The sequence below is a fragment of the Bacillus sp. FSL K6-1366 genome (assembly GCF_037976695.1).
GTDB lineage: Bacteria > Bacillota > Bacilli > Bacillales > Bacillaceae > Bacillus > Bacillus subtilis.
Genome location: NZ_CP150268.1, coordinates 2,331,578 through 2,344,752, shown reverse-complemented (window position 1 = coordinate 2,344,752; position 13,175 = coordinate 2,331,578). Strand labels below are relative to the sequence as shown.

The window sequence follows — 13,175 nt, the reverse complement described above, 5'->3', positions numbered from 1 at the left end:
GCTTGAAAAACATCTGTCTTCGGAATTATTTTCATCATCTAGACTCTCGTCAGTATATCAAAACCCGTTTCCGTAATCGCAATCGTATGTTCAAAATGAGCACACTTTTTCCCATCTACCGTTACAACCGTCCAGTTATCAGCCAATGTTTTCACGTAGCGGCTGCCAGCGTTCACCATAGGTTCAATAGCGAGAACCATGCCAGGTTTAAGCCGTGGTCCTTTGTTGGGCGGACCGTAATGAGGAATTTGCGGGTCCTCATGCAAGTCTTGACCAACACCATGTCCGACATACTCCCTAACAACTGAAAACTGCTCATTTTCGACATACGTTTGTATTGCGTGGGAAATATTCGACAAACGTTCACCTGGTTTTGCTTCCTGCAAGCCTTTATATAAAGACTCCTCTGTCACTTCCAGAAGTTTTTTGTCATCATCGCTGATGTTTCCTACCGGATATGTCCATGCAGAGTCACCATGATAACCATTTAATTTAGCACCGATATCAATACTGATGATGTCTCCGTCCTTCAGCACCCTGCTGCCAGGAATGCCGTGAACGAGTTCTTCATTAACTGATACGCAAATGCTCCCGCGAAACCCATTATACCCCTTAAAAGATGGGATTGCACCCTGCTTCTTAATAAAACGTTCGGCAATTTGATCCAATTCTTTTGTCGAGATTCCTGGTTTAATGTGCTTTTTTAACTCTTCATGAGTTAAAGCCACGATTCGCCCTGCTTCCCGCATGATACCAAGTTCACGTGGGGTTTTACAGATAATCATTTTTTTAATCCTCCAAGAAGATCCTTCACATCTGCATAAACGTCTTGAATGTCCTGTTGGCCATTCACGTTTGCAAGATAACCTTTCTCTGAATAGAAATCGAGTAAAGGCTGAGTTTGCTTCATGTTTACCTCAAGCCGTTTAGAGACTGTTTCCTCATTATCATCTGCCCGTTGATAGAGTTCGCCTCCGTCTTTATCACAAATACCCGGCGTTTTCGGCGGATTAAAGACTAAATGATAGGTTGTGCCGCAAACACTGCAAATTCTGCGTCCAGTCAGACGTTCCATCAGAACATCTTTGTCGACTTCAATGTTAATGACATAATCAATCGGCTTGCCGTATTCCTCAAGAATTTCTTCAAGAGCTTCGGCTTGAGCGACTGTTCGCGGAAATCCGTCCAGAAGAAAACCTCTTTCACAATCATCTTTGCCAAGTCTCTCTTTTACAATTCCGATTGTGACTTCGTCAGGTACGAGCTCTCCCTTATCAATATAAGATTTTGCTTCGAGTCCGAGTGGTGTTTCTTCTTTCATAGCAGCACGGAACATATCTCCTGTTGAGATATGAGGAATCCCATAATCCTCAACAATTCGTTCGCCCTGTGTGCCTTTACCGGCACCAGGAAGCCCCATTAAGACTAAGTTCATTCGGATTTCCCCCGTCCTCTCTTTATTAAGAGGGAATGGATAAATCCATTTCCTCTAGTTTTTCATAAATCCACGGTAGTTTCGTTTCACCAACTGGCTTTCTAGTTGTTTCATTGTCTCCAAGGCTACCCCGACAACAATTAACAAAGATGTTCCGCCAATTTGTGCACTTTGAGGCAATCCAGCGAATTGAATGAAAAAGATAGGAAGAATGGAAATCACGGCTAAGAATATAGAACCCACAAACGTAAGTCGATACAAAATGCTCGTAATTCTATCTTGAGTCATTTTCCCTGGACGAACCCCCGGGATATAGCCACCCTGTTTTTTAAGGTTATCAGCCATTTGTTCAGGGTTTACCTGTACAAAAGCATAAAAGTACGTAAAGGCAATAATCAACGCAACATATATCGCCATACCCACCGGATGCGTGTTATCAAAGTTGTTTTGAATCCACTTTGTCACATCGTTTGTTCCAAAGAATGACGCGATCGTCCGCGGCGTTATCAAAAACGCAACCGCAAAGATTACCGGAATAACCCCTGCAGGATTCACTTTCAATGGAAGGTGTGTAGACTGACCTCCGCCAGCAGGTGAACGACCTGTGCCTTTAGCATATTGAATCGCAATTTTCCGTACGGCTTGCTGAATGAAAATAACTCCAACAATAACTGCTAAAATCGCAATCACAAGAAGTGCGACTTTCACAATATGAATAAACAACTGATCGTTGCTGCCGACAAATTGAGTCTCATATATTTGCCCAATTGTTTTTGGAATACTAGACACAATCCCCGCGAAGATAATGATCGATATTCCGTTGCCTACTCCATGAGAAGTAATTTGTTCCCCAAGCCACATTAAAAAGGCAGTTCCGCCAGTGAGCACTAAAGCAATGATAAGATATGTCGATACACCGGATTTTTCGATCAGCATACCGTTTGCCAGATTGTTGAATCCATATGACATACCTAACGCTTGGATGAAACCAAGCACAATCGTAAAGTACCTTGTGAACTGAGCTAATTTACGGCGGCCAACTTCACCTTGCTTAGACCACTCGGTAAACTTCGGTACCACATCCATCTGAAGCAGCTGAATGATGATCGAAGCCGTGATATAAGGAGTAATTCCCATTGCGAAAATGGAAAATTGGTAAAGCGCACCGCCGCCAAATGTATTAAGGAGATCAAAAACACCCATTTGAGACTGTGCCTGTAACGCTTCAGCGTTAACGTAAGGCACAGGAATAAACGCACCTATGCGAAAGACGATAAGCATGAGTAAAGTGAATATGATTTTATTCCTGATATCACTCACACGCATAAAGTTGGAGATTGTTTTAAACAAGTTAGATCACCTCAGCTGTACCGCCAGCAGCTTCAACAGCTTCTTTCGCAGAAGCAGAGAATTTATTGGCTTTTACAGTTAATTTTTTCTCTAATTTACCGTTGCCAAGAATCTTTACTCCTGCATTAAGTTTGCTAATAACACCAGTCTCTAGAAGAAGTTCAGGAGTGACTTCCGTTCCTTCTGCAAAACCGTTCAATTTGTCTAGGTTGACTACAGCGTATTCCTTGCGGTTGATGTTAGTGAAACCGCGTTTAGGAAGACGTTGGAATAAAGGCATTTGTCCCCCCTCGAATCCAGGGCGTACACCGCCGCCAGAACGAGCGTTTTGACCTTTGTGACCTTTACCAGCTGTTTTACCGTTGCCAGAACCAATACCACGACCTACGCGATTACGCGTTTTGCGTGAACCTTCTGAAGGTTTTAATTCATGAAGTTTCATTAGGACACCTCCTTATCCGATCAAATATTTTTATTGTTCTTTAACAGAAACTAAATGAGATACTTTATTAATCATACCACGGATCGCAGCGTTGTCTTCATGAACAACAGTTTGGTTTGTTTTCTTTAAACCAAGTGTTCTTACAGTAACGCGTTGGTCTTCCGGGCGACCGATTACACTTCGTTTGAGGGTAATTTCTAATTTAGCCATTAATGTTCCCTCCTTATCCTAACAGTTCTTCTACAGATTTTCCACGAAGCTTCGCAACGTCTTCAGCACGTTTAAGCTCACTTAAACCTTGAAGTGTTGCACGAATCATGTTGATCGGTGTGTTAGAACCTAAAGACTTAGAAAGGATATCAGCTACACCAGCTAGCTCAAGTACCGCACGTACAGGGCCTCCAGCGATAACTCCAGTACCTTCAGAAGCAGGTTTTAACAAGATGTTACCTGCACCGAAACGTCCGATGATTTCGTGTGGAATTGTAGTTCCAACCATTGGTACTTCAATCAAATTCTTTTTCGCATCTTCAACAGCTTTGCGGATCGCTTCTGGTACTTCTTGTGCTTTACCAGTACCGAATCCTACGTGTCCGTTTTTGTCACCGACAACGACTAGAGCTGCGAAGCGGAAACGACGACCACCTTTAACAACTTTCGCTACGCGGTTAACCGTAACTAAGCGTTCTTCTAACTCTAATTTGCTTGGGTCAATACGACGCATAATCATGTGTCCCTCCTTCTTTTATTAAAATTTAAGTCCAGCTTCACGAGCGGCATCAGCCAAAGCTTTTACACGTCCATGGTATAAGTATCCGCCACGGTCAAATACTACGTCAGAAATGCCTTTTTCAGCAGCGCGTTTTGCAACTAATTCTCCAACTTTAGTAGCAGCAGAAGTATCTCCAGTGCTTTCAACGTTCAAGTCTTTATCGAGAGTAGATGCACTAGCAAGTGTTACACCATTTACATCATCGATGATTTGAGCGTAAATGTGCTTGTTAGAACGGAAAACGTTCAGGCGCGGTCTTTCAGCAGTACCGGAAAGTTTAGCGCGAACACGAGCGTGTCTTTTAAGACGAGCAGCATTTTTGCTAGTTTTCGTAATCATCTAGGTCACTCCTTTCTTCACTTTAAGCGATCTTACTTAGCAGATTTACCTTCTTTACGGCGAACAACTTCACCTTCGTAGCGGATTCCTTTACCTTTGTAAGGCTCTGGAGAACGTACAGCGCGGATGTTAGCAGCAATAGCTCCTACGCGTTCTTTGTCTGTACCTTTTACAACTACTTTTGTTTGAGAAGGAACTTCGATTTCGATGCCTTCTTCAGGAACGATCTCAACAGGATGAGAGTATCCAACGTTTAAAACAAGTTTATTTCCGGATTTAGAAGCACGGTAACCGACACCGACTAATTCCAAACCTCTTTCAAATCCTTTAGATACACCTTCAACCATGTTGCCAAGCAGACTGCGAGTCGTACCATGCAGGGCACGGTGCTCTTTTTGATCAGAAGGACGAGCGACTGTAAGCACATTGTCCTCTACTTTAATCTCCATATCAGGGTGAAACGTACGAGTTAATTCTCCTTTTGGTCCTTTCACAGCTACAGTGTTGTTATCATTTAACGTTACTGTAACATCAGAAGGAATCTCAAGTAGCTTCTTACCTACACGAGACATACCAAACACCTCCATTCATGTTAAACTTCTTACCAAACGTATGCTAGAACTTCTCCACCAGCTTGTTTTGCACGGGCTTCTTTGTCCGTTAAAACACCTTGTGATGTAGAAATAATCGCGATTCCAAGACCGTTAAGTACGCGGGGTACTTCATTAGATTTAGCATAAACACGCAAACCAGGCTTGCTGATTCTTTTAAGACCAGTGATAACGCGCTCGTTGTTTTGTCCGTATTTCAAGAAAACGCGGATGATACCTTGTTTGCTGTCTTCTACGAACTCAACGTCACGAATGAAACCTTCACGCTTTAAAATTTCAGCAATTTCTCTTTTCAATTTAGAAGCAGGAATTTCAAGCTTCTCATGACGTACCATGTTTGCATTGCGAATACGAGTTAGCATATCTGCAATTGGATCTGTCATAACCATTATATAATTACCTCCTTCCCTTTCTTGGGGATTACCAGCTGGCTTTTTTCACGCCAGGAATTTGTCCTTTATATGCAAGCTCACGGAAACAAATACGGCAAAGTTTAAATTTACGAATGACTGAATGCGGACGTCCGCAGCGTTCACAGCGTGTGTACTCTTGTACTTTAAACTTTGGTGTACGTTGTTGTTTCGCAATCATAGACTTTTTAGCCACGATTTCGCCTCCCTTTCATTGATTATTTCTGGAACGGCATACCTACTTGAGTTAATAGCTCACGAGCTTCTTCGTCAGTATTAGCAGTTGTTACGATAACGATGTCCATTCCGCGAACCTTTGTTACTTTATCGTAGTCAATTTCAGGGAAGATTAACTGTTCTTTGATACCAAGTGTGTAGTTACCGCGACCGTCGAAAGATTTTTTAGAAACCCCGCGGAAGTCACGTACACGCGGTAAAGATACAGAAATAAGTTTATCAAGGAAATCATACATGCGCTCTCCGCGAAGAGTTACTTTCGCACCGATAGGCATTCCCTCACGAAGACGGAATCCAGCAATTGATTTCTTCGCACGAGTAACGACAGGTTTTTGACCTGCGATAAACGTTAATTCTTCAACAGCACTGTCGATTGCTTTGGCGTTTTGAACAGCGTCACCAACACCCATGTTGATTACGATTTTTTCGATTTTAGGCACTTGCATGACTGAATCATAATTGAACTTAGTCATTAAAGCAGGTGCAATTTCTTTATTGTACTTTTCTTTAAGGCGGTTCATGAGATAGACCTCCCTTCCTTTTAATACTATTTATCTAGAACTTGCCCAGATTTTTTTGCTACACGAACTTTTTTGCCATCTTCCACTTTGTATCCTACGCGAGTCACTTCACCTGTTTTAGGATCGAGCGGCATAACGTTTGATACATGAATTGGCGCCTCTTGATTAGAAATACCGCCTTGAGGGTTAGCTTGAGTTGGTTTAGAGTGTTTCTTTACCATGTTAACACCTTCAACTAAAACGCGGTCCTTTTTAGGGAAAGCAGCAAGGATTGTTCCTTGTTTGCCTTTATCTTTACCAGAGATAACCATAACTTTATCGCCTTTTTTTACATGCATCCTGATCGCACCTCCTTGAGTAAGGCATTTATTTCATTAGATAACTTCTGGAGCTAGAGAAACAATTTTCATAAAGTTGTTTTCACGCAATTCACGAGCAACTGGTCCGAAGATACGAGTTCCGCGTGGGCTCTTGTCGTCACGGATGATAACACATGCATTCTCATCGAAGCTGATGTATGAACCGTCACTTCTGCGCGCTCCGCTTTTAGTGCGAACGATAACAGCTTTTACGACTTCACCTTTTTTGACAACGCCTCCTGGTGTTGCTTGTTTAACCGTGCAAACAATTACATCACCAATGTTAGCTGTTTTACGTCCAGAACCACCAAGAACTTTAATAGTAAGTACTTCACGTGCGCCAGAGTTGTCAGCTACTTTTAAACGAGTCTCTTGTTGAATCATTATTTGTTACCTCCCTTCGGAAAAAGAATTCCGAACTTTATTAGATAATAACAGCTTCTTCGACAACTTCAACTAGACGGAAACGCTTAGTTGCAGACAATGGACGAGTTTCCATGATCTTAACGATGTCACCGATTTTAGCTTGATTATTTTCATCATGTGCTTTGAATTTTTTTGAGTATTTTACGCGTTTACCGTAAAGTGTATGTTTTTTGTATGTCTCAACAACAACAGTAATGGTTTTATCCATTTTGTCAGAAACAACACGGCCTTGGTAAACTTTGCGTTGGTTACGTTCGCTCATGCTCACGACCTCCCCTCAGTGATTATTTATTAGCAGCAATTTCTCTTTCACGAATCACAGTTTTCATGCGCGCGATAGCTTTGCGCACTTCACGAATGCGAGCAGTATTTTCAAGTTGTCCTGTCGCTAATTGAAAGCGAAGATTGAAAAGTTCTTCTTTAAGAGACTTTACTTTTTGTTCAATTTCAGCAGTGGTAAGGTCACGAATTTCATTAGCTTTCATTTGATTCACCACCAATTTCTTCACGTTTTACGAACTTCGTTTTAATTGGCAATTTGTGAGATGCAAGGCGAAGCGCTTCACGAGCAACCTCTTCAGACACACCAGAAATTTCAAATAAAACTTTGCCCGGTTTTACAACAGCTACCCAACCTTCTGGAGCCCCTTTACCGGATCCCATACGTACCTCAAGTGGTTTAGCAGTGTAAGGTTTAGAAGGGAAAATTTTGATCCAAACTTTACCGCCACGTTTCATGTAACGAGTCATCGCAATACGTGCAGCTTCGATTTGACGGTTAGTAATCCAAGAAGCTTCTAGAGCTTGGATACCGAATTCTCCGAAATGTACTTCAGTACCGCCTTTCGCACGGCCACGCATTTTTCCGCGATGCTCTCTGCGATATTTAACGCGTTTTGGTAATAACATATTATTTTCCTCCTTCCTCATTTTTCTTCTTAGTAGGAAGAACCTCTCCACGATAGATCCAGACTTTTACACCAAGCTTACCGTAAGTAGTATCAGCTTCAGATGTTGCATAGTCAATGTCCGCACGTAATGTGTGCAATGGAACAGTTCCTTCACTGTAGTATTCAGAACGAGCGATATCTGCACCGCCAAGACGACCAGAAACCATTGTTTTCACACCTTGTGCTCCAGCACGCATAGTACGTTGGATTTGTTGTTTCTGCGCACGGCGGAAAGAAACACGGTTTTCTAATTGACGAGCGATGTTGTCAGCAACTAGCTGTGCATCAAGATCTGCTCTTTTGATTTCAAGAATGTTAATGTGTACACGCTTGCCAGTAAGGCTGTTAAGGGCTTTGCGAAGTGCTTCGACTTCAGAACCGCCTTTACCGATAACCATACCAGGCTTAGCTGTGTGGATCGTAATGTTAACGCGGTTTGCTGCACGCTCGATTTCTACTTTAGAAACAGAAGCGTCAGAAAGGCGTTTGCTAATGTATTCACGAATTTTTAAATCTTCGTGCAGGAAGTCAGCGTAATCTTTACCAGCGTACCACTTAGATTCCCAATCACGAATGACTCCGATACGAAGACCGACTGGATTTACCTTTTGACCCACTACTTATCCCTCCTTCTTTTCTGATACAACGATTGTAATGTGGCTCGTACGTTTGTTGATTTGGCTCGCACGTCCCATAGCACGTGGGCGGAATCTTTTTAACGTAGGGCCTTCGTCAACGAATGCTTGAGAAATAACCAGGTTGTTAGCGTCCATTTCATAGTTATGCTCAGCATTTGCAATAGCGGATTTTAATACTTTCTCGATAATTGGAGAAGCAGCTCTTGGTGTAAGGTTCAAGATTGATACTGCCTCACCTACTTGCTTGCCTCGAATCAGGTCCATTACTAGACGTGCTTTACGAGGAGCAATACGGACTGTTCTTGCAACAGCTTTAGCTTGCATTTAAAAGCCTCCTCTCTTAGCGTCTTGTTTTTTTGTCATCACTAGCATGACCTTTGTACGTACGAGTTGGAGCGAATTCACCCAACTTGTGCCCTACCATATCTTCAGAGATGAATACAGGCACGTGTTTACGTCCGTCATAGACTGCGATTGTGTGACCAATAAACTGTGGGAAAATAGTAGAACGACGAGACCAAGTTTTTACGACTTGTTTCTTGTCTGTTTCATTTAATTTCTCGATTTTAGTCATCAAGTGTCCATCGACAAATGGTCCTTTTTTTAAGCTGCGAGCCATTTTGGAACCTCCCTTCGTGATTGCACTACGGTCCGAAAAGAACCGTAGACAACCCCGTTATTTATTTTTACGACGACGTACGATAAATTTATCGGATTTGTTCTTTTTCTTACGAGTCTTGAATCCAAGAGTTGGTTTGCCCCATGGAGACATTGGTGATTTACGTCCGATTGGCGCACGTCCTTCACCACCACCGTGTGGGTGATCGTTAGGGTTCATTACAGAACCACGAACTGTAGGACGGATGCCTTTCCAGCGAGAACGTCCAGCTTTACCAATGTTGATAAGTTCGTGCTGTTCGTTACCTACTTGACCGATAGAAGCACGGCAAGCAGAAAGGATCATGCGAACTTCACCAGAGTTAAGACGTACAAGAACGTATTTACCTTCTTTACCAAGAACCTGAGCAGATGTACCAGCTGAACGTACAAGCTGTCCGCCTTTACCAGGTTTTAATTCAATGTTATGCACAACTGTACCAACAGGGATGTTGATAAGTGGAAGTGCATTACCTACTTTAATGTCAGCTTCAGGACCTGACATGATTTCAGTACCTACTTGAATTCCTTTAGGAGCAAGAATGTAACGTTTTTCTCCGTCTGCATAGTTGATTAGAGCGATGTTAGCTGAACGGTTTGGATCGTATTCAACTGTAGCAACGCGTCCAGGTATACCATCTTTATCGCGTTTGAAGTCGATAACACGGTATTGGCGTTTATGTCCGCCACCTTGGTGACGTACAGTCAATTTACCTTGGTTGTTACGTCCGCCTTTTTTGTGAAGGGGAGCAAGCAAGGATTTTTCCGGCTTGTCAGTCGTGATTTCAGCAAAATCTGAAGTTGTCATGCCACGACGTCCATTAGAGGTCGGTTTATACTTTTTAATCGCCATTTTGAATTTCCCTCCTTCTTTTTACAGATAATTAAGCTTCAAAAATTTCGATTTCTTTGCTGTCTGCAGTAAGTTTTACGATCGCTTTTCTGCGACGGCTAGTCATACCAGTGTAGCGTCCAACACGTTTTGATTTGCCTTTGTAGTTCATGATGTTGACTTTGTCAACTTTCACTCCAAAGATGCTTTCAACCGCGTCTTTCACTTCTGTTTTGTTAGCTCTTACATCAACTTCAAAAGTATATTTCTTTTCAGTCATTAAATCAGCAGAACGTTCAGTAATGACGGGGCGCTTTAGAACATCACGAGGATCTTTCATTATGCAAGCACCTCCTCTACTTTTTCAACCGCTGCTTTTGTAATCAGAAGCTTCTCGTGGTTGACAACGTCTAAAACGTTGATTCCGTTAGCTTCAACAACAGTAACTCCAGGAATGTTACGAGCAGATAATGCTACTGCTTCGTTTGCATCCGCAGTTACGATTAAAGCTTTTTTCTCAACAGATAATCCTTTAAGGATAGCTGCCATTTCTTTTGTTTTAGCCGTATCAAGAGTAAGATCTTCAAGAACGATGATGTTGTTGTCGATCACTTTAGAAGACAATACTGATTTGATTGCCAAGCGGCGAACTTTTTTAGGTAATTTATAAGAATAGCTACGTGGTGTTGGGCCGAATACGACACCACCTCCGCGCCATTGCGGTGAACGGATTGAACCTTGACGGGCACGTCCAGTACCTTTTTGACGCCATGGTTTACGACCTCCGCCGCGTACTTCAGAACGATTTTTTACTTTGTGAGTTCCTTGACGTAAGGAAGCTCTTTGCATAAGAATAGCGTCGAATACAACACTCTCATTTGGTTCGATACCAAATACAGAAGCGTTTAATTCGATGTCACCAGCAGTAGAACCGTTTTGGTTGTATAATGCTACTTTTGGCATAATCAATTTCCTCCTTTCCTAAGAGAATTATTTAGATTTAACAGCACTTTTAACAGTGATTAAAGATTTCTTCGCACCAGGTACGTTACCTTTGATCAAAAGAAGATTGCGTTCTGCATCAACTTTTACGATTTCAAGGTTTTGAACAGTGATTTGCTCTCCGCCCATACGTCCAGGTAATAATTTACCTTTGAATACACGGTTAGGATCTACAGGTCCCATTGAACCAGGACGACGGTGGTAGCGTGAACCGTGAGACATAGGTCCGCGAGATTGTCCGTGGCGCTTGATTGCACCTTGGAAACCTTTACCTTTAGATACTCCTGTTACATCTACGATTTCTCCAGCAGAGAAAATTTCAACCTTGACTTCCTGACCAACTTCATACGCATCCATTTCCACTCCGCGTAATTCTTTAACGAAGCGCTTAGGAGCAGTTTCCGCTTTTGCAACGTGCCCTTTTTCAGGTTTGTTAGAAAGCTTTTCACGCTTGTCGTCAAAACCAAGCTGGATTGCTTCGTAACCGTCGTTTTCAGCTGTTTTCTTTTGAAGAACAACGTTTGGAGCAGCCTCGATAACAGTTACCGGAATAAGATCACCATTCTCAGCGAATACTTGCGTCATACCAATTTTTCTTCCTAAGATTCCTTTGGTCATTCGTCACACCTCCTATTAAGATCATTCTATATTTTAGAATTAAAGTTTAATTTCGATATCGACACCAGATGGTAAGTCTAATCGCATAAGAGCATCAACAGTTTGTGGTGTTGGGTTCACAATGTCGATTAAACGTTTATGTGTACGCATTTCAAATTGCTCACGAGAATCTTTGTATTTGTGCACCGCACGAAGGATTGTGTAAACTGATTTTTCAGTTGGCAACGGAATCGGACCAGATACGCTGGCACCAGAACGTTTTGCCGTTTCAACAATCTTCTCTGCAGATTGATCAAGGATTCTATGATCATATGCTTTCAAACGAATACGAATTTTTTGTTTTGCCATTATTTTCCCTCCTTTTCGCCTACATCACGTTAGACAGTTCTCCGTGAGAAAAACCTGAACACCTTGCCATGGCAAAGCGGCCGGGTGTGTCAGCAACCTCTCACTTCATCGCAGTCAAAGACCAACATACACCATTATACAGAAAATAGGCGCATGTTGCAAGACTTATTTAAAATATGCATGATTTGCACACTTTTTTTATTATACAGGGGTTTTTCTTATTTATCAAGGATCTATCATAAATGGTGTCGTGCATGTCGACTTAATGTGTTCGCGAATAATGCCGGCTCCTCAATATGCGGGGTGTGAGCTGAGTTCTCAAATTGAAACCAGCGCTTTTTGGGTGCCTCAAGCACTTGATAATACTGTTTCGATATTTCAGCAGGAACAATTAAGTCATGTTTCCCTGAAATGAAAACACACGGTACTTTAATAGAAGGAACTGATGTAAAAGCATTAAACCGGTACAACTCATCAGTTAAATGTTTTTTACTGAAGCGCAATCCATTTAGGAAGCTGTGCATGTTCCGCACTCCATACTCATTGCCAGTAAGCATTTGAAATATTACAGCTAGAGATTGACGATGACGACGAGTGAAGCCTCCCCTGCTAAGCTCGACACAAAACCGATAGATAAGGTGCTGGATATCCTGCTTCCAAGGCGGAGCACCAATGAAACGTGTGAGGAAAGATAATAAGCTGGCTTTTTTTGATTCAGAAATTTCACGAATATGTTGATAAGCAGTTGATTCTTCATCGTGAGGGTTAACAACCTGGCTGATTCCATAATACGCGTAAAATAAATCAGGACACTGCTGCAGCACATGAAGCGCTAGTATTGACCCCCAAGAATGACCGGCTAGGTAAAGTTTTGATTTTGAAAAATGAGCTAAAAGCCATTGAGTGACTTGGATTGTATCTTTAATGAAGTGATTTATTGTCATAGAGTGATGCGAAATTCGCTTAGAATAAGAAAGCCCCGATCCTCTCTGATCCCAATGAACTACTGTAAAATACTGTTCCAGCTCTTTTTGATAATGTCTAACATATCCGATTTGCGGCGTTCCCGGCCCGCCATGTAAAAAAAGGAGCAATGGATTTTTCACGTCAACTCCATTAATCATCAGCATTTGCTTTGTATTTCCAATGCTTAGTTCTTTCATGATTGCGATTGATTTCTTTTCAGGAATCATAAATATTAACCCCTCGAATATGATAGATCCTATTA

The 13,175-nt window shown here is 42.0% G+C and carries 25 protein-coding genes; all 25 read right to left on the bottom strand.

Annotation, left to right across the window (positions count from 1 at the left end; translation table 11 throughout):
• Positions 1-38: 38 nt before the first annotated feature.
• Positions 39-785 carry a type I methionyl aminopeptidase gene (gene map, locus MHI44_RS12360; RefSeq protein WP_003225828.1) on the bottom strand — a complete coding sequence of 249 codons (747 nt, stop codon included), beginning with the start codon at positions 783-785 and terminating at the stop codon, positions 39-41.
• Positions 782-1,435 carry an adenylate kinase gene (locus MHI44_RS12355; RefSeq protein ID WP_004399686.1) on the bottom strand — a complete coding sequence of 218 codons (654 nt, stop codon included), beginning with the start codon at positions 1,433-1,435 and terminating at the stop codon, positions 782-784. Before MHI44_RS12355 ends, map begins: the two co-directional genes overlap by 4 nt.
• A gap of 54 nt (positions 1,436-1,489) precedes the next feature.
• Entirely contained in the window at positions 1,490-2,785 is a 1,296-nt protein-coding gene (gene secY, locus MHI44_RS12350) for a preprotein translocase subunit SecY (protein WP_004399662.1), read from the bottom strand.
• Between the two features lies 1 nt (position 2,786).
• Positions 2,787-3,227, bottom strand: a complete 441-nt coding sequence (rplO, locus tag MHI44_RS12345) for a 50S ribosomal protein L15 (protein ID WP_003225819.1) — start codon at positions 3,225-3,227, stop codon at positions 2,787-2,789.
• Between the two features lie 30 nt (positions 3,228-3,257).
• Entirely contained in the window at positions 3,258-3,437 is a 180-nt protein-coding gene (rpmD, locus tag MHI44_RS12340) for a 50S ribosomal protein L30 (protein WP_003156497.1), read from the bottom strand.
• Between the two features lie 13 nt (positions 3,438-3,450).
• A complete protein-coding gene (gene rpsE, locus MHI44_RS12335; RefSeq protein WP_003328273.1) occupies positions 3,451-3,951 on the bottom strand; it encodes a 30S ribosomal protein S5 in 501 nt (166 codons plus the stop codon).
• A 24-nt stretch (positions 3,952-3,975) separates the two neighbouring features.
• Positions 3,976-4,338 carry a 50S ribosomal protein L18 gene (gene rplR / locus MHI44_RS12330; protein WP_003225816.1) on the bottom strand — a complete coding sequence of 121 codons (363 nt, stop codon included), beginning with the start codon at positions 4,336-4,338 and terminating at the stop codon, positions 3,976-3,978.
• Positions 4,339-4,370: 32 nt separating this feature from the next.
• Entirely contained in the window at positions 4,371-4,910 is a 540-nt protein-coding gene (gene rplF / locus MHI44_RS12325; RefSeq protein ID WP_004399690.1) for a 50S ribosomal protein L6, read from the bottom strand.
• A 29-nt stretch (positions 4,911-4,939) separates the two neighbouring features.
• Positions 4,940-5,338: a 30S ribosomal protein S8 gene (rpsH, locus tag MHI44_RS12320; protein ID WP_003241998.1), complete on the bottom strand. Its 399-nt coding sequence runs from the start codon at positions 5,336-5,338 to the stop codon at positions 4,940-4,942.
• A gap of 31 nt (positions 5,339-5,369) precedes the next feature.
• Complete coding sequence (rpsN, locus tag MHI44_RS12315; protein WP_003156488.1) at positions 5,370-5,555, bottom strand: 30S ribosomal protein S14; 186 nt, start codon at positions 5,553-5,555, stop codon at positions 5,370-5,372.
• Positions 5,556-5,577: 22 nt separating this feature from the next.
• Positions 5,578-6,117 (bottom strand): 50S ribosomal protein L5, encoded by a 540-nt coding sequence (gene rplE / locus MHI44_RS12310; RefSeq protein ID WP_003225809.1) that lies wholly within the window; start codon positions 6,115-6,117, stop codon positions 5,578-5,580.
• Positions 6,118-6,143: 26 nt separating this feature from the next.
• Positions 6,144-6,455, bottom strand: a complete 312-nt coding sequence (gene rplX, locus MHI44_RS12305; RefSeq protein ID WP_003156486.1) for a 50S ribosomal protein L24 — start codon at positions 6,453-6,455, stop codon at positions 6,144-6,146.
• Between the two features lie 36 nt (positions 6,456-6,491).
• The gene (gene rplN, locus MHI44_RS12300) at positions 6,492-6,860 is read right to left on the bottom strand and encodes a 50S ribosomal protein L14 (protein WP_003225805.1); all 369 of its coding nucleotides are present in this window, start codon (positions 6,858-6,860) and stop codon (positions 6,492-6,494) included.
• Positions 6,861-6,900: 40 nt separating this feature from the next.
• Entirely contained in the window at positions 6,901-7,164 is a 264-nt protein-coding gene (rpsQ, locus tag MHI44_RS12295) for a 30S ribosomal protein S17 (RefSeq protein ID WP_003225804.1), read from the bottom strand.
• Positions 7,165-7,186: 22 nt separating this feature from the next.
• Entirely contained in the window at positions 7,187-7,387 is a 201-nt protein-coding gene (rpmC, locus tag MHI44_RS12290; protein ID WP_003156482.1) for a 50S ribosomal protein L29, read from the bottom strand.
• A complete protein-coding gene (gene rplP / locus MHI44_RS12285; protein ID WP_003225801.1) occupies positions 7,377-7,811 on the bottom strand; it encodes a 50S ribosomal protein L16 in 435 nt (144 codons plus the stop codon). The genes rpmC and rplP overlap by 11 nt, the downstream gene beginning before the upstream one ends.
• A gap of 1 nt (position 7,812) precedes the next feature.
• A complete protein-coding gene (gene rpsC / locus MHI44_RS12280; protein WP_003235068.1) occupies positions 7,813-8,469 on the bottom strand; it encodes a 30S ribosomal protein S3 in 657 nt (218 codons plus the stop codon).
• Between the two features lie 3 nt (positions 8,470-8,472).
• Positions 8,473-8,814: a 50S ribosomal protein L22 gene (gene rplV / locus MHI44_RS12275; RefSeq protein WP_003156475.1), complete on the bottom strand. Its 342-nt coding sequence runs from the start codon at positions 8,812-8,814 to the stop codon at positions 8,473-8,475.
• A gap of 16 nt (positions 8,815-8,830) precedes the next feature.
• Positions 8,831-9,109, bottom strand: a complete 279-nt coding sequence (rpsS, locus tag MHI44_RS12270; protein WP_003156472.1) for a 30S ribosomal protein S19 — start codon at positions 9,107-9,109, stop codon at positions 8,831-8,833.
• A gap of 57 nt (positions 9,110-9,166) precedes the next feature.
• The gene (gene rplB / locus MHI44_RS12265) at positions 9,167-10,000 is read right to left on the bottom strand and encodes a 50S ribosomal protein L2 (RefSeq protein WP_003225795.1); all 834 of its coding nucleotides are present in this window, start codon (positions 9,998-10,000) and stop codon (positions 9,167-9,169) included.
• Positions 10,001-10,031: 31 nt separating this feature from the next.
• Positions 10,032-10,319, bottom strand: a complete 288-nt coding sequence (gene rplW / locus MHI44_RS12260; protein ID WP_003156467.1) for a 50S ribosomal protein L23 — start codon at positions 10,317-10,319, stop codon at positions 10,032-10,034.
• Entirely contained in the window at positions 10,319-10,942 is a 624-nt protein-coding gene (gene rplD, locus MHI44_RS12255; RefSeq protein ID WP_004399658.1) for a 50S ribosomal protein L4, read from the bottom strand. Before rplD ends, rplW begins: the two co-directional genes overlap by 1 nt.
• Before the next feature lie 27 nt (positions 10,943-10,969).
• The gene (gene rplC / locus MHI44_RS12250) at positions 10,970-11,599 is read right to left on the bottom strand and encodes a 50S ribosomal protein L3 (RefSeq protein WP_004399671.1); all 630 of its coding nucleotides are present in this window, start codon (positions 11,597-11,599) and stop codon (positions 10,970-10,972) included.
• 39 nt (positions 11,600-11,638) lie between these two features.
• Positions 11,639-11,947: a 30S ribosomal protein S10 gene (rpsJ, locus tag MHI44_RS12245; protein WP_003156464.1), complete on the bottom strand. Its 309-nt coding sequence runs from the start codon at positions 11,945-11,947 to the stop codon at positions 11,639-11,641.
• 236 nt (positions 11,948-12,183) lie between these two features.
• On the bottom strand, positions 12,184-13,140 hold the full coding sequence (locus tag MHI44_RS12240) for an alpha/beta hydrolase (RefSeq protein WP_339202000.1): 957 nt from the start codon (positions 13,138-13,140) through the stop codon (positions 12,184-12,186).
• Between the last annotated feature and the right edge of the window lie 35 nt (positions 13,141-13,175).